Below are 16,107 nucleotides of genomic sequence, written 5' to 3'. Positions count from 1 at the left end.
TGTAATACACATATTCGGGTATAGTTTATAGCATTTTTATAAGTTTTTCAATACTCTCTCCACAATTTTAACATTGGAACTTCCATATTTTTTACACATGCGCTCCAGCCAGGAATCCTCGATATGGACCTGATAAGCAGGGGGAAGCTTCTTCATTGCCTTGACATCTTTGAGATAAATAACCACCGTGCTGTTTCCTCTGGATTCCATCAGATCATCTACCAGACCGGTCTCGGCTTTTGTGTACTCTTCCCGGCTTTCAAACTGGAGCCACAGTTCTCTTGGCATATCATCAAAAAGACGGACCTTTTCCAGGATCAGCTTGCTGGCTTTGTCGTCTTCTGCGGATACTCTTCCCTGAATAAAGAGCCGGGCATCTTCATTCAGGAACATCTGGCATTTTTCGTAATCACGTGGAAATACCACAACCTCCACGGTGCCTACCAGATCTTCCACTGTAAGGAACGCCATTACCTTATTATTCTTTGTATATTTTATGTTTTTATCCGTGATCATTCCACCCACGATCACTTTCTGATTATCGTAAACCTCCGGTATCCCTGTTTCATCATCCGGCTGAAAATCAGAAGTTTTTGCAGAGATCATTTTTTCCATCATATTCCGGTAACGCTCCAGCGGATGACCGCTGAGATAGATGCCGAGAACTTCCTTCTCAAAGGTCAGTATCGTCTCCTTCGGATATTCTGCTGCCTGCGGCATACGGATCTCAAATTCCTTTTTATCTTCTTCAGGCGCAATATCAAAAAGACTCAGCTGTCCCGCCATGGTATGCTTCTTATCCTGGTTGATACTGTCTATGATCTGCGTATAAACCGTCATTTTCTGATTCCGGTTTCCCTCCAGGCAGTCCAGCGCTCCGGCCTTGATCAGATTTTCCACAACTCTCTTGTTGATCTGGTCGATATTTCGCTCAATAAATGTTTTCAGGGAGGTATATTCTCCGTGCTCCTCACGCTCCCGCACAATCCCCTCGATTACCGGACGGCCGATACTCTTGATGGCAGAAAGTGCATAACGAATGGAACCATTGTCAACAGAAAAGCCATAAACACCATGATTGATATCCGGCGGAAGGATCCGGATCCCCATCTGGCGGCATACAGAAATATACTCGGCAACCTTGTTCGGCATTTCCACAACGGATGTCATCAGTGCAGCCATAAATTCTACCGGATAGTAATATTTGAGATATGCCGTCTGGTAGGAAACCACTGCATAAGCGGCAGCGTGAGACTTATTGAAGGCATACTTTGCAAAATCTGTCATCTCATCGTAGATCTTGTTTGCGATCTCCTCGGAAATACCGTTGGCGATACATCCCGGTACTCCCTCTTCCACGTTTCCGTAAACGAAATTCTGGCGTTCTTTTGCCATAACAGAAGCTTTTTTCTTGGACATGGCACGGCGCACCAGGTCACTTCGTCCAAGGGTGTAGCCTGCAAGCTCACGGACGATCTGCATAACCTGCTCCTGGTATACGATACAGCCATAGGTTGGCTTCAGGATCGGCTCCATCTGCAGACAGTCATAACGGATGGTATCCGGACGGTTTTTTCCACGGATGTACTGCGGAATGAAATCCATGGGACCCGGACGATAAAGCGAAATTCCCGCGATCACGTCCTCAAGGCTCTGAGGCTTCAGCTCCTTCATGAAGCTTTTCATTCCGGCACTCTCCAGCTGGAACACACCGTCAGTACGTCCTGTTCCGAGAGAATCCAGTACCTTTTTGTCGTTGTAGTCGATCTTTTGCATATCCAGAAGCATACCGGTACTTTTTTCCACCATTTTCACAGCATTCTGGATAACCGTCAGGGTACGGAGACCCAGGAAATCCATTTTCAGAAGTCCCAGCTCTTCCAGTGTTGTCATGGTAAACTGCGTGACAATGGAACCATCCTGTGCTCTGGAAAGGGGTACGTATTCCGATACATCCTTCTGGCTGATCACAACACCTGCCGCATGCATGGAGGTATGCCTCGGAAGCCCCTCCAGACGTTTTGCCAGATCGATCAGACGATGGATATCGTCCTGTTCCTCGTAAGCCTTGCGAAACTCCGGATTCATTCCCAGTGCCTTGTCAATGGTGATATTCAGCTCCTGTGGGATCATCTTGGCGATGGTGTCCACCTGGGCATAAGGCATATCCAGAACACGGCCTACATCACGAATGACACCGCGGGCTGCCAGTGTACCGAAGGTAACGATCTGAACCACGCAGTCATCACCATATTTTCTTCTTACATAATCAATAACCTCCTGTCTCCGTTCGAAGCAAAAATCCACATCGATATCCGGCATGGATACTCGCTCCGGATTCAGGAAACGTTCAAAGAGCAGATCATACCGGATCGGGTCCAGCTGGGTGATCCCAAGTGTATAGGCAACCAGGCTTCCTGCGGCAGAGCCTCGTCCCGGACCGACCATGATATCGTTGTCCCTGGCATATTTGATAAAATCCCATACAATGAGAAAGTAATCTACATATCCCATGTTTTTGATCGTAGACAGCTCATAATCCAAGCGCTTTTTCAGCTCCTCTGTTACCGGATGATAACGCTGCTCAAGTCCCTCATGGCAAAGCTTGTTCAGATATTCCCAGGAGGTAAATCCGTCCGGCACATCATATTTCGGCAGCTTGGTCACACCAAATTCAATCTCCACATGACATCTCTCCGCGATCCTGTGCGTATTTTCCAGCGCTTCCAGCGCATATGGAAAAAGCCTCGCCATCTCCTCCGGCGATTTCACATAATACTGGCCACCCTCATAGCGCATTCTGTTCTCATCGCTGAGCTTTTTCTGAGTCTGCAGACAAAGAAGAACATCATGTGGTTCCGCATCCTCTGCCATAGTGTAATGCACATCATTGGTGGCAACCAAATCGATCCCCGTCTCTCTGTGCATACGGAGAAGCTGCTGGTTTACGGTCTGCTGCTCCGGGATCCCATGGTCCTGAAGCTCCAGAAAGAAATTTCCTTTTCCGAAAATATCCTGGTAACGTAATGCCGCGATCTTGGCATCCTCATACATTCCACGTGCAAGATATCTGGCGACCTCTCCTGCCAGGCAGGCGCTTAAGGCAATGATCCCCTCGTGATATTTTTCCAGAAGCTCCAGATCCACACGTGGCTTGTAATAAAATCCTTCCACAAATGCCTTGGATACAATTTTCATCAGGTTGCTGTATCCCTGATTATTCTCAGCCAGCAGGACCAGATGATAATAGCGGTCATCCCCACTTCCCACTTCTCTGTCAAAACGGGAGCCCGGAGCCACATAAACCTCGCATCCGAGGATCGGATTGATCCCGGCTTCTCTTGCAGCCCTGTAAAAATCGATCACACCATACATAACGCCATGATCGGTGATCGCCGCACTGTCCATACCCAGTTCTTTTACTCTGGCTACATACTCTTTGATCTTATTGGAGCCATCCAGAAGGCTGTATTCTGTATGGACATGTAAATGTGTAAACTCCAAATTTATTCTCCTTATCGTAAAAAGCAGGGCTCCGGATCCTCCCCGCTCTGCACTTTTCTCTGAACGTGCCGGAGCGTGTCTGATCCGGAGCCGGTCAACACCTTGTTATTTTTTAATGTAGATCCTCTTGTCACGGATCTCTACTTTTCCTTCCTTCATCAGATGACCGACTGCACGCTTGAATGCGTTCTTGCTGAGGCCAAACTCTCTCTTGATGACTTCCGGTGAGGCATGATCATCAAATGGCAGTACCCCTGCAAATTCCTCGATCACGCTGAATACGCTCTCTGCATCCTCATTGATCTGGATGTAAGCCTTCTGGCGGTCACTGACGTTCATCTTGCCATCCTCCTTCACCTCTGTGACACGAAGATCAAGAATGGCTCCCGGTCTGTACTTGCCTGTTGCCTCCCGTGCCGGGATCAGAGCGGAATATTTATCATCTACCGCAACAAAAACGCCGAAATTCCCACTGATCTCATAGACACGGCCCTTTACCGCATCTCCCGGTACATAGGGAGTTCTGGTGGAAAGATAATGATACACCTTCATGGTTGCACAGAGTCTGCTGCTCTTATCTACATAAAGAGCTACCAGACACTCCTCGCCCTCACGGACCCGGTTGGTCTGCTCATGATACGGAAGAAGAAGATCCTTCTCCAGTCCCCAGTCAAGAAAAGCACCGATCCTGGTGACCTGTTTTACCTTAAGGACTGCGGTCTGTCCTACCTGAAGCATCGGCTCACGGGTGGTTGCGATCAGTCTGTCCTGGGAATCCTTATAGATGAATACTTCGATCTCATCACCTGCTTTGGTTCCTTCCGGTACCTGTTTAGACGGAAGAAGCACCCGCTCATTCTGAGGTGCGTTTCGGTCCTCTCCAAGATATATTCCGAAATCCACGGTTTTTACAACCAGTAATTTCTGTTTTTTACCTAATTCTATCATTCTTACTCCTGTTCCTTAAAACTATATATGATCATTTACTATTTGCTGTCTGTCCTGCATTATAACATAAGAGAATTATTATAGAAAGCACAAAAAAGGCAGCTTCGGAAATTTCTTTCCGTCACTGCCTTTTATTCGCCATTCATGGGGGATCTGCCCCCACATTGGGTCAGTCTGTTATTCTGTAGGTTTCTCAACCGGCATCGGGTTCATCATCTTGATGACAAAAAGTACGATCAGCATCAGCACGATTCCCACCGGAAGAGCGATCCATGCTGTTTTTACAAAGCCTGCAACAATATAAGTTACAAAGGATACTGCCGCAGCCAGGATCGCATACGGAAGCTGTGTGGAAACGTGAGTCACATGATCACACTGTGCTCCTGCGGAAGCCATGATCGTTGTATCGGAGATCGGTGAGCAGTGGTCTCCGCAAACTGCACCTGCCATGCAGGCGGACATGGAAATGATCATCATCTCAGGACTGGATTTCTCAAATACCGCAACAACGATCGGGATCAGGATACCAAAGGTTCCCCAGGAAGTACCTGTAGCAAATGCAAGTCCACATCCAACCAGGAAAATAATGGCCGGAAGGATAACTTCAATACCACCGGCAACAGAACGCATGGCTTCTTCTACGAATACCGCTGCACCAAGTGAGTCTGTCATAGCCTTCAGTGTCCATGCAAAGGTCAGGATCATGATCGCCGGTACCATAGCCTTGAATCCTTCCGGGATGCATCCCATACAGTCTCTGAAATTGACCACACGGCGGATCATATAGAAAATAATGGCAAACACCAGACCAAAAGCACTTCCCATTGCAAGGCCTGTAGAGGCATCACTCTGTGAAAATGCGGTAACAAAATCTGTTCCGCTGAAAAATCCTCCTGTGTAGATCATACTGATGACACAGCAGATAACAAGCACAACGATCGGGATCACAAGATCGATCACCTTTCCTCTCGGATTCGGTGTCTCATCATCCGTTGCATTCTCATACGGTCTTGCAGATGTTGTATAAAGATCTCCGTTCAGAGCATTGATCTCATGTGTTCTCATGGCACCAAACTCGGTTTTCATCAGTACCATGCCAACCATCATTACAATCGTAAGGATCGCGTAAAAGTTATACGGGATGGTTCTTACAAAAATCGCAAGTCCATCCTGTCCCTCTACGAATCCGCTGACTGCAGCAGCCCAGGATGAGATCGGTGCAATGATACATACCGGAGCAGCTGTTGCATCGATCAGGTATGCAAATTTCGCTCTGGATACGTGATGTCTGTCAGTTACCGGACGCATAACGCTTCCTACTGTCAGGCAGTTAAAATAATCGTCAATGAAGATCAGGATTCCAAGGATGATCGCTGCAAGTTCCGCGCCCACACGCGTGTGGATCTTTTTGCTGGCCCATCGTCCGAATGCGGCGGAGCCGCCGGCCTTGTTCATCATACATACCACAGATCCCAGGATAACCAGGAAGATCAGGATACCTACGTTATAGCTGTCAGCAAGAACCTTGATGATTCCTCCCTCAAAAATCTGTGTTACCGTTCCTTCAAATTTAAATCCGGAATAGATCAGTGCTCCTACTACAATTCCCACAAACAGAGAACTGTATACTTCTTTTGTGATCAGTGCAAGGACGATCGCAACAAGAGGTGGAAGCAGTGCCCAGATCGTTGCATACAGAGCAGGCTGGTAAGTCTCCTCCGCATCCGCAGCCAGCACAGTCAGGGGACTTGCCAGTGCGCCCATGAATACCATTGCCATAACAGACAATGCTGTTCCTGCTTTTTTACTCATTTTTCTCCTCCCTTTTCGGGGACAAAAAAACGGAGGCTGTCTCTTCTTAAGAACACCTCCGGTTAAATAATCCTTATTTAACTAATAGCCTGTCAGAAAATCTCCATTCAGCATATTAAATGCAGATCTCCCGAAGTGCTACCGATAGCGCTCCACATCCGTGACAGTACAACGCATATTCTGCGTTATCCCAGCACCCTGTCATCTGGCCTTCCAGAGCACTTCGGCAGATTTTCCTTTCTTTATGAACAGCCTGCCAGGGCCTTCCGTCCATAAATACTGATAAAATCCGCGCCTCTATCTTCTTATCCGTGACCGTTTGCCCTCCGCAGGACTTCCCGGCCATCTTTTTTTCTTTATACTGTAGCAGTTTCCGACATAAATATCAAGTAGTTTACACAGATTCCTGCCATTCAGACCAATATTGTTACTTTTCACTCCGTTTTCAGTAACACGCTTCGCGGAATATTACCAGCGAACTGTAATCCAATATTGCCTTATTTACTGCTCATTCAGCAGCCACTTCACATCCACTCCCAGCACCTTTGCAAACACCCGCAGTTCATAATCTGCCACAAAACGTTCTCCTCCTTCGATCCGGCTGATACTGTCACGCTCCAGCATCACTCCTTCCACCTGCATTTTTGCTGCCAGCGCAGATTGCGACATCCGTTTCATATTCCTCATCTGGCGTATTTTTTCTCCGGAAACGTTCTTTTTTCCCTGATAAGTGTATATTTTCATCCTGCCACCTATTTTAATAAATGTGTTAATGTTCTGCATTTTTCTTGACATTAGCATATATTTCGGCGGCACCTGTGTTAAAGGTCAGCAAATCTGACATTTTCTGCATTTTTCGACAAAAAATGCCGCGGTACTGTTCCGCGGCATTTCCACTCAGGCGGATATTGACGATCCACCATCGGGTTAAACTGTTTTTTCTTCTGATCAGTCTTCCTGTCCTACCTGACCATAATATGCATTTGCACCATGTTTTCTGTAGTAATGCTTATCCTGAAGCTCCTGCGGTGCCGGTTTTACATCCGGATTGATCAGCTCGCAGCGAGATGCCATCTTGGCAACCTCCTCAAGAACAACTGCGTTATGAACTGCCTCATGAGCATCCTTACCCCAGGTAAAAGGTCCGTGGTTCTTACACAGCACAGCCGGTACTGCTTCATAATCTTTGTTTTTGAAATAATCAGCAATAAGAACTCCCGTATTCTTCTCATATGCCTCTTCGATCTCTCTTTTGGTCAGATTACGTACACATGGTACTTCTCCGTAAATGTAATCTGCATGTGTGGTTCCATAACATGGGATCGATCTGCCTGCCTGCGCCCAGCTTGTTGCCCAGGATGAGTGGGTATGTACGATACCGCCGATATTCGGAAACGCTCTGTAAAGAACTGCATGTGTCGGTGTATCAGAGGATGGATTGTATCTTCCTTCTACTTTATTTCCATCAAGATCTACCACTACCATGTCTTCCGGTGTCAGCTTGTCATAATCCACACCACTTGGCTTGATCACAAAAAGTCCCTGCTCCCTGTCGATCCCGCTGACATTTCCCCATGTAAAGGTAACAAGACCATATTTTGGCAGATCCATATTTGCTCTGTAAACTTCTTCTTTTAATTTTTCAAGCATAGCGCGCCCTCCTTTTACGGTATAGTTGTTTCAAAAACGATGTACTAATCTCTACCGCCTATATTTATTTTGTAAACTCAACTACTGCGTAAGGTTCTTTATCCTCCGCGTTGAGAACTACAGCTTCTTTATTTTCTGTCATATATACTTCCGGAATGATAACATTATCCAGTACTGCCTGACGTTTATATTCAGCACGAAGCTGACCAACTTTAAAATCCTCAGGCAGATGATCCGCTGCCATCCGGATATACTGACAGTTGTTCACATGATGATTGGTGTCCAGATGATGCTTCTGTACGGAAAAAGCATTCTGCACTTCCCGTTCCTTCGGAAGCGCGATCTTTCTTGGTGCATAATCCATCTCTATTTTTTCGCCCAGATCATAGGGATCTGTATCTGCCGGTGTCAGCTTTTCCGGAAGACCGGTTTCTGTATTGATAAAGGACCAGTAGGAATTGGCCCATGCCAGCTTCTCACCATCCATTGTCTCAAGAATAAAATTACGCATTCCGATAAATCCACGGAATCCATAAGGAATTGTTGTTACTTTTATATTTTCACCAAGCTTCGGATATCGCTTCACGATCACCTGCCATGCAGAAAGTACCCAGGCTCTTTTCTGTTCCTTTAATACTTCCATGCCGACTCCTGTCTGCTCGGATTCAAAGGTACAGCAATCCTGAAAATAATCCAGAACTCCCGGCAGCGTCAGACATCCATCTTCTCCGATCTCACTGAATCTTACTCGACTCTCAAAACTGTAACTCATTCATGCCTCCTGTCATACTGTCTATACTTTATTGTAACACTTGGCAGGAAGAAACGCACTTGTTTTTTTTGGGGCGCAGCGGATTGCGAATATCTTCTTATTTTTGAGTACAAAAAAAGTACCTCGCAACTGAGGTACTTAAGAAGCAGGGCTACAAGGATTCGAACCTTGAACTGACGGAGTCAGAGTCCGTTGCCTTACCGTTTGGCGATAGCCCTATGTGTTTTGTTTTTCGCTTGCCTTATCGCTTGCGACGGATGTTATTATATAACAGCTTTTTTGAAATTGCAACCCCTTTTTTTAATTTTTTTTATTTTTTTTCAAAATTTCTTAAACTGCTGTTAAAACTCCTTATTATATGCGGGTTTACGAAGCAAAAAAAATTTTACAATCCACTCCTTTGTGTTATAATAAGCCGTATAATAAAAAGAGCGGAAACAACCGTGTATTTCCCTCCGGTCACAATATCCGGAGGCATCCAAAGGAGAACGCTATGCGAGCAAATAACCTTACTCTGCTCACGGACCTCTATGAGCTTACCATGATGCAGGGATATTTCAAAAACCCTACCAACCAGACCGTTGTCTTTGACATGTTCTACCGCAACAATCCGTGCGATGGCGGTTTTGCCATCTGTGCAGGACTGGAGCAGATGATCGAATACATCGAAAATCTCCGTTTCTCAGAAGAAGACATTACCTATCTGAGAAGTCTTGGCATCTTTGAGGATGATTTCCTTGAGTATTTGAGCAACTTCAGATTCACCGGTGATATCTACGCAATTCCGGAGGGAACCGTGATCTTCCCGAGAGAGCCAATGGTCAAGGTTATCGCACCGATCATGGAAGCTCAGCTTGTAGAGACGGCCATCCTGAACATTATGAACCATCAGAGTCTTATTGCCACTAAGGCAGCACGTGTATGCCACGCAGCCAAGGGCGATCCCATCATGGAATTCGGTCTTCGCCGTGCCCAGGGTCCGGACGCCGGGATCTTCGGTGCCAGAGCTGCAGTGATCGGCGGATGTGCCGGTACTTCCAACGTACTGACCGGCCAGATGTTTAACGTTCCGGTTCTCGGAACACATGCTCATTCCTGGATCATGAGTTTCCCGGATGAGTACACAGCCTTTAAGACCTATGCGAGACTTTACCCGAATTCCTGTACTCTTCTGGTTGACACCTACGATGTCCTGAAATCCGGTGTTCCCAATGCGATCCGTGTATTTGAGGAGATGCGTGAGGAAGGTATCCAGCTGAAGAACTATGGAATCCGTATCGACAGCGGTGATCTTGCATATCTTTCCAAAAAAGCTTACAAGATGCTGGCTGCTGCCGGTTTCGATGATGCTACCATTTCCGCATCCAGCGATCTTGATGAATATCTTATCGAAAGCCTGAAGGCCCAGGATGCCAAGATCAATTCCTGGGGCGTCGGAACCAAGCTGATCACAGCCGATAACAATCCGGCATTCGGCGGCGTATACAAGCTTGCCGCTGTAAAGGACGCTGACAGCGATGCCTTCCAGCCGAAGATCAAGCTTTCCGAAAACACAGAAAAGGTTACCAACCCGGGCAACAAGACTGTATACCGTATCTACAGCAAGAAGACCGGCAAGATCAAGGCCGATCTGATCTGCCTTGCAGATGAGAAATTCGATCCGGAAGAAACTATGGTGATCTTCGACCCGGTTGACACCTGGAAAAAGACCAAGGTTCTTGGCGGAACCTACGAACTCCGTGAGCTCCTTGTTCCGGTAATTAAAGATGGTAAGAGCGTTTACAAGTCTCCATCTGTCATGGAACTCCGCGACTACTGCAAACAGGAGCAGAACACACTGTGGGATGAATCCAGACGTTTCGTTAATCCGCAGAAGGTTTATGTAGATCTCTCCCAGTCGCTCTATGACATGAAGAAGGCTCTCCTGGAAGAAATGAGTGAAAAAGAGCTCTGATAAACAGAAATAAGCATTCATAAACCCTCCTTTCTTATCATAAGCTTATGGATAAGGAAAGGAGGGTTTTTATTGCACAGAGAATTTTATACCCGGCTGATCAGTAGGGAGCATCCTCTGCCGGAAGCCTTTGTGCCGGAACATCTTATCGATATCGGACTTCCATTTGAAGCAGCACCGGGAGATCCGAAGCGGCTTCTGGAGTATCAGGCTGCAAAAGCGGCTTCTCAGCTTTTCCATGCCTGTCACAGATGCGGTCTGAACCTGTGGGCAGTTTCCGGATATCGTTCCTACCAGCGACAGAAGGAGCTCTTTACGGAAAGCCCTTTTGTTGCCAGGCCAGGTACGAGCGAGCATCAGAGCGGACTTGCTCTGGATGTCTCCTGTCCTTCCATCCATATGGAGCTCTCCGAAAGGTTTTCCGCAACAGGAGAAGGCCGCTGGCTGAAAAAGAACGCTCCGCTCTATGGTTTCATCCTCCGGTATCCCAAAAACAGAGAGGAGATCACCGGCTTCCCTTACGAGCCCTGGCACATCCGCTATGTGACCAAACCTCTGGCTTCCTGGCTCACCATCACAAATCTGACTCTGGAAGAATACCACAGTTTTCCTTCCCGGTGCCCGCACCCTCCCTGATCTGCTGCCTCCTGGCATCTGCATCTGATGTTTATATCTTGATCTTCACACATTTTTCTGTACATCTGATGCACGTTTACTGCTCCATCTGTCTGCCAAGAAAACCGGCTGCTGTGCGGACAAGTGCACGCTCCGTGTCACCCATTTCCGCTTTTTCGCTTCTGGACAGAAGGATCACGGCCCCGATCGCATCGCTGGCACACAGAACAGGCTGTATCATTTTTCGTTCAAAAGAATCACTGTCATCGACAATGATCGGGATATTTTCCCTGCTGCTCCGACTGATCAGTCTGCATTCTCTGCCGGCAATGACTGCATCCAGCTCAGAACTGATCTCTTTTCCTTCCAGTTCCCGGCTTCCGCTGCCACATGCCGCCACCACCTGATCACGATCCGTGATACATGCCGTCAGTCCGGTGGTCTGTACCAGCGCTTCCGCATATTCCACAGCAAACGAATTCAATTCTCCAATAGGCGAATATTTTTTCAGGATGATCTGTCCTTCTCTGTCTGTAAAAATCTCCAGTGGCGTTCCTTCCTTGATCCGCAGTGTCTTTCGTATCTCTTTTGGAATCACAACCCTGCCCAGATCATCGATCCTGCGAACAATTCCCGTTGCTTTCATCTTCCTGAATTCCTCCTGTATTTTCTGTTCATTGTACGTCAATGTTATGTCAACCATTTGTTTTTCATATGGTTATTATGCGAAAAACTGGGAGAAATATGCATAAAAATCTCTTATTTATCTGTCGCTGCAGGAGCCGCATTGTCGTATGCCTGCTGCAGAAATACTTCCTGAGAATTAAGCGGAGCATTATCGGATGGTTCGATCTTATAATTTCCCTTATTGTTCATGATCCTTGCTTTTCGATTATCACTGAGCATTGTCACAAACATTTCCTGGATCTGCATACGGATATCCGGATCCTCGATAGGCGCCGCAACTTCTACACGACGAAGAGTATTTCTTGTCATAAAGTCTGCAGAGGAAATATAGATCCTTGCTCTCTCCTGTGTTCCGAAAATATAAATACGGGAATGCTCCAGAAAACGTCCTACAATACTGATAATGTGGATATTTTCTGTCTGCCCCTTCACTCCCGGGATCAGACAGCAGATACCACGGATCACCATATCAATGTGTACTCCTGCACAGGATGCTTCTACAAGCTTGTTCATAATACGTTTATCTGTCAGAGAATTCATTTTCAGACCGATATATGCCTGTTCTCCGGCCTTCGCATGCTTGATCTCCTCATCGATCATGGCAAGCACTTTGTTCTGAAGACATCTTGGTGCCACAAGAAGATGCTCCATATCTTCAACGGTTTCTCCCATTGCCAGTGCCTGGAATACTCTGGCCGCTTCCGTTCCGATCTTCGGATCCGCAGTCATAAGAGAAAGGTCTGTATACAGACGGGCTGTTTTTTCATTATAGTTTCCTGTTCCGATCTGTGTATAATATTCCACATTTCCGTCTTTTTTCTTCATGATCTGGCAAAGCTTGGAGTGTACCTTATAGCCGTCCAGACCGTAGATCACATGACAGCCCGCATCCTCCAGAAGCCGTGACCATCCGATATTGTTCTCCTCATCAAAACGTGCCTTCAGCTCCACCAGAACGAAAACTTCCTTTCCGTTTTCTGCTGCTTCGATCAGAGCCTCCACAACCTTACTCTGTTTTGCCACACGGTAAAGTGTCATCTTAATGGAAACTACATCCTCATCATTGGCAGCCTCATGGAGCATTGTAAGAAACGGCTTGATGCTTTCATATGGATAGGAAAGAAAACGGTCCTTTTTTGCGATCTGGTCAAGAATCGGTTCGTGGCTGTTAAACAGAGGAGATTTCTGAGGAATTCTTTTTTCATAAAAAAGCTCTGTTCTTTTTCTCAGGCCGTCCTGGATCTGGAATACAAAAGAAAGATCCAGCGGTATATCTCCCCGGAACACATAATTCTTGTCCACTTCCAGATACTCGCAAAGTGTTTCAACAACATCTCCGTCCATTTCTCTTGACAGCTCCAGACGGATCGGCGCCAGTTTCTTTCTTGCCTTGATCAGCTCTACCATAAACTCACGGTAATCCAGATCTTCATCATAAAGAGCATCTGCGTCAATATCCGCATTTCTGGTGATACGAAGCAGGGATTTTGCCTTGATGTGATAGCCCTTGAAGATTTTTGAAACAAAGTGAAGGATCAGCTCTTCAGACAGCATGTAGGTACCGGTTTTTCCCGGAACCGGGATCAGACGCTGGATACCTGCACTGCTGCACGGAATGATACCCAGCTTTTCTTTTCCTTTTTTTGTTTCCAGAACTACTACCGCATAGATCTCCTTATTCCGGAGAAATGGAAACGGCTGTCTTTTTCCGACGATAGACGGAGAAATAACCGGAGCAACCTCTGCTTCAAAATAGCGTTCCAGATAATTGCGATCCTCTTTTTCGATCTTATGGAAATTCAGCATATGTATGCCATATTGTTCCAGATTTTCCATGATTTCTTCATAAACCACATCTCTTTTCCGGTTCAGCTTTTTTGTTCTGGCAAGAATCGCGTCCAGCTGTTCCTCCGGCGTCATATTGGTTTTATTTTCACGGATATCCTTTGCCAGAAGCATCTGATCCACCAGAGATCCCACACGTACCATATAAAATTCATCCAGGTTGCTCTGATAGATAGACGCAAATGTGAGGCGTTCACACAGCGGATTTTCCGGATTCTCAGCCTCCTCAAGTACCCTTTCATTAAACTTCAGCCAGGATAATTCCCTGTTCATGTATATTGTATCTGCCATTTTTTCCTCCTGCGTCGCCATGTATTTTTCTTTTTCGGCCGACTTTGTCTGTATTTATCCGTATCATATCAAGCAGGCATCCAGATTTTGCCTGACTGCAGGTTCATGAATGCCTTTGCTTCACGGTTTGCATACAAGTATACTGATCGAATGTTTATTCAATAACAAGACTTTGTAAAATCCTGATAAAATTTTTTTTGAAATTAGGGGTTGCATTTTTGAATAATAGTGGTATAGTATTCATATACTTGATATGTAGTTTTGAATACTACATGTTATTTTATCAATTTCTACATTGCTATATCGTGAAACGTCACTATGATCCATCATTGATGAACTGATCATGAAGTTGTCCATATGATATAAACAGCAGTTTTTTTGCAGGAGGTGTTTTTATATGAAATTTAAATTAAAAGATCCGGGAAGTGCCATAACCCACGGAATCGGCATGCTTCTTGCCGTGGCCGGAGCCACTCCGCTGATCGTGAAGGCGGCCAGAAGCGCAGACATTCTCCATGTTTTTGCAGTAAGTGTTTTTATCCTTACCATGATCCTTCTTTACCTGGCAAGCACACTTTACCATTCCGTAAACTCTACAGTCAAGGTGAACCGCCGTCTGAAAAAAATGGATCACATGATGATCTTTGTGATGATCGCCGGCAGCTACACTCCTGTATGCCTGATCGTTCTCCACGGACGCACCGGCTATATCCTCTGTGCCCTCGTATGGACCGTTGCCATCATCGGAATGATCCTCAAGGGCTGCTGGATCAACTGCCCGAAATGGCTTTCCTCTGTGATCTACATTGGAATGGGCTGGCTGTGTGTACTTGCTTTTGTTCCGATCTTCCACAATCTGCCCCGCGCAGGCTTCGGATGGCTCCTTGCCGGCGGTATCATCTATACCATCGGCGGTGTGATCTATGCTTTGAAGCTTCCGATCTTCAATGCGAAGCATAAGAATTTCGGTTCCCACGAAGTATTTCATGTTTTTGTGATGCTGGGAAGTGTGTGCCATTTTGTTGTAATGTATTTCTTCGTAGCCGGTATGGCAATCCACTGAGTTACTCTGTAGTCAGATGGATAAAAGCCTCCTCGAATATCTGCAAAACTTAAAGCCCCGGAATACGGGCAGACCTCAGGAAGTTGAAGTTATGACTTCTCTGAAGTTGCCTCGTGTTCCGGGGCTTCTTATTATACCTGATCCGGCCTGTGATCCCGATGATCTCAGCCGATGGTCAGTGTGGAAAGGCCACTGCAGTTAAAATATGCAAATGCACCTATAGTCTGAACGCTGTCCGCAATGTCAAGCTTTACAAGATTTTCGCAGTCTGCAAATGCATAAGGTCCGATGCTGGTAACGCCTTCCTCGATCCGGACCTCTGTTATCTGGTCGCGGTATCCATTCCAGGGGACTTCTTCCTCATTTTGCCATTCATTCATAGCTCCCTGTCCTGTGATCTCGAGAACTCCGTTTTCATCAAGGCTCCAGGATACGGTATTCTCCTCCGCTCCGCAAAAACCACTCTTTTCTCCTGCCGGATCGATTTCTGTTTCCATATCTTCCGATGCTGCGCTCTCCTCAAATGCTGCTTCCGGCTGATCTTCCTGATCATCCGGGAGCATTTCCTGCGGAATGTCCGCTTCTTCATTTTCCGGAAGCTCTATTTCTTCCGGTATTTCCGATGTATCTTGTGTCTCCGGATTATCCGGTGCCTCTGAAACGTCCGCTGTTTCCGTATCATCCGGTACTGCCGGTTCCTCTGACATGTCTGGTGTCTCTGAGATCTCAGATTTATTTTCCGGTTCTGCTTCGGAAATTTCTGCTGCATCCATTGCCGGAGCTTCTCCTGTTTCAATCCCTGTAATGGATTCTGCCGACAGATCCGTCACAGTATCCGATACAGCTTCTGCTGACTCCTCCGCACTGAATGTATCCGCCGCAAAAACACTTTCCATCCATATCCCGCAGGTCAGCATACTGACTGCTGTAAGCCCTGCAAGTATTTTTTTATTTATCCTCATTTCC

12 protein-coding genes, 1 tRNA gene and 1 riboswitch are annotated in these 16,107 nt (G+C 46.4%); of the genes, 3 read left to right on the top strand and 10 right to left on the bottom strand.

Features of this window, described 5'->3' with window-relative positions:
* Window positions 1–36: 36 nt before the first annotated feature.
* The 7 genes from AB5026_RS07410 to AB5026_RS07380 form a co-directional block, all read right to left on the bottom strand.
* Window positions 37–3,504: a DNA polymerase III subunit alpha gene (locus tag AB5026_RS07410; RefSeq protein ID WP_118609123.1), complete on the bottom strand. Its 3,468-nt coding sequence runs from the start codon at window positions 3,502–3,504 to the stop codon at window positions 37–39.
* 105 nt (window positions 3,505–3,609) lie between these two features.
* Window positions 3,610–4,452, bottom strand: coding sequence for a S1 RNA-binding domain-containing protein (locus AB5026_RS07405; RefSeq protein ID WP_015526733.1), 843 nt, complete (start codon window positions 4,450–4,452; stop codon window positions 3,610–3,612).
* Between the two features lie 177 nt (window positions 4,453–4,629).
* The gene (locus tag AB5026_RS07400) at window positions 4,630–6,216 is read right to left on the bottom strand and encodes a Na+/H+ antiporter NhaC family protein (RefSeq protein ID WP_227945657.1); all 1,587 of its coding nucleotides are present in this window, start codon (window positions 6,214–6,216) and stop codon (window positions 4,630–4,632) included.
* A gap of 185 nt (window positions 6,217–6,401) precedes the next feature.
* Window positions 6,402–6,572: riboswitch (Lysine riboswitch) on the bottom strand.
* 193 nt (window positions 6,573–6,765) lie between these two features.
* On the bottom strand, window positions 6,766–7,008 hold the full coding sequence (locus AB5026_RS07395) for a helix-turn-helix domain-containing protein (RefSeq protein WP_015526736.1): 243 nt from the start codon (window positions 7,006–7,008) through the stop codon (window positions 6,766–6,768).
* Between the two features lie 204 nt (window positions 7,009–7,212).
* Window positions 7,213–7,914 (bottom strand): L-ribulose-5-phosphate 4-epimerase, encoded by a 702-nt coding sequence (araD, locus tag AB5026_RS07390; protein WP_015526737.1) that lies wholly within the window; start codon window positions 7,912–7,914, stop codon window positions 7,213–7,215.
* A gap of 64 nt (window positions 7,915–7,978) precedes the next feature.
* Complete coding sequence (locus AB5026_RS07385; protein WP_021652581.1) at window positions 7,979–8,686, bottom strand: acyl-[acyl-carrier-protein] thioesterase; 708 nt, start codon at window positions 8,684–8,686, stop codon at window positions 7,979–7,981.
* A gap of 146 nt (window positions 8,687–8,832) precedes the next feature.
* Window positions 8,833–8,904: transfer RNA gene (locus AB5026_RS07380), tRNA-Gln, on the bottom strand.
* A 275-nt stretch (window positions 8,905–9,179) separates the two neighbouring features.
* On the opposite strand from AB5026_RS07380, the gene AB5026_RS07375 reads away from it, so the two are divergent.
* Window positions 9,180–10,640: a nicotinate phosphoribosyltransferase gene (locus AB5026_RS07375; protein ID WP_015526739.1), complete on the top strand. Its 1,461-nt coding sequence runs from the start codon at window positions 9,180–9,182 to the stop codon at window positions 10,638–10,640.
* 72 nt (window positions 10,641–10,712) lie between these two features.
* Window positions 10,713–11,276 (top strand): M15 family metallopeptidase, encoded by a 564-nt coding sequence (locus tag AB5026_RS07370; protein ID WP_147603693.1) that lies wholly within the window; start codon window positions 10,713–10,715, stop codon window positions 11,274–11,276.
* A gap of 76 nt (window positions 11,277–11,352) precedes the next feature.
* Here AB5026_RS07370 and AB5026_RS07365 read toward each other — a convergent pair whose 3' ends face one another.
* A complete protein-coding gene (locus tag AB5026_RS07365; RefSeq protein WP_147603694.1) occupies window positions 11,353–11,901 on the bottom strand; it encodes a stage V sporulation T C-terminal domain-containing protein in 549 nt (182 codons plus the stop codon).
* A 113-nt stretch (window positions 11,902–12,014) separates the two neighbouring features.
* Window positions 12,015–14,132 (bottom strand): polyphosphate kinase 1, encoded by a 2,118-nt coding sequence (ppk1, locus tag AB5026_RS07360; protein ID WP_368213067.1) that lies wholly within the window; start codon window positions 14,130–14,132, stop codon window positions 12,015–12,017.
* Between the two features lie 343 nt (window positions 14,133–14,475).
* On the opposite strand from ppk1, the gene AB5026_RS07355 reads away from it, so the two are divergent.
* Entirely contained in the window at window positions 14,476–15,141 is a 666-nt protein-coding gene (locus AB5026_RS07355) for a hemolysin III family protein (protein ID WP_368213058.1), read from the top strand.
* 164 nt (window positions 15,142–15,305) lie between these two features.
* Here AB5026_RS07355 and AB5026_RS07350 read toward each other — a convergent pair whose 3' ends face one another.
* A complete protein-coding gene (locus AB5026_RS07350; RefSeq protein WP_173739825.1) occupies window positions 15,306–16,103 on the bottom strand; it encodes a leucine-rich repeat protein in 798 nt (265 codons plus the stop codon).
* Window positions 16,104–16,107: the final 4 nt, after the last annotated feature.

The sequence above is a fragment of the Blautia sp. RTP21359st1_E11_RTP21359_211015 genome (assembly GCF_040910705.1).
Classification (GTDB): domain Bacteria; phylum Bacillota; class Clostridia; order Lachnospirales; family Lachnospiraceae; genus Blautia_A; species Blautia_A fusiformis.
This window is presented reverse-complemented; position numbering and strand designations above follow the sequence as displayed.

Bases quoted from the DNA above. Each gene is read 5' to 3' on its own strand.
- AB5026_RS07405 (WP_015526733.1), bottom strand. From the start codon at position 4,452: ATGATAGAATTAGGTAAAAAACAGAAATTACTGGTTGTAAAAACCGTG.
- AB5026_RS07400 (WP_227945657.1), bottom strand. From the start codon at position 6,216: ATGGGCGCACTGGCAAGTCCCCTGACTGTGCTGGCTGCGGATGCGGAG.
- AB5026_RS07395 (WP_015526736.1), bottom strand. From the start codon at position 7,008: ATGAAAATATACACTTATCAGGGAAAAAAGAACGTTTCCGGAGAAAAA.
- araD (WP_015526737.1), bottom strand. From the start codon at position 7,914: ATGCTTGAAAAATTAAAAGAAGAAGTTTACAGAGCAAATATGGATCTG.
- AB5026_RS07385 (WP_021652581.1), bottom strand. From the start codon at position 8,686: ATGAGTTACAGTTTTGAGAGTCGAGTAAGATTCAGTGAGATCGGAGAA.
- AB5026_RS07375 (WP_015526739.1), top strand. From the start codon at position 9,180: ATGCGAGCAAATAACCTTACTCTGCTCACGGACCTCTATGAGCTTACC.
- AB5026_RS07365 (WP_147603694.1), bottom strand. From the start codon at position 11,901: ATGAAAGCAACGGGAATTGTTCGCAGGATCGATGATCTGGGCAGGGTT.
- AB5026_RS07355 (WP_368213058.1), top strand. From the start codon at position 14,476: ATGAAATTTAAATTAAAAGATCCGGGAAGTGCCATAACCCACGGAATC.
- AB5026_RS07350 (WP_173739825.1), bottom strand. From the start codon at position 16,103: ATGAGGATAAATAAAAAAATACTTGCAGGGCTTACAGCAGTCAGTATG.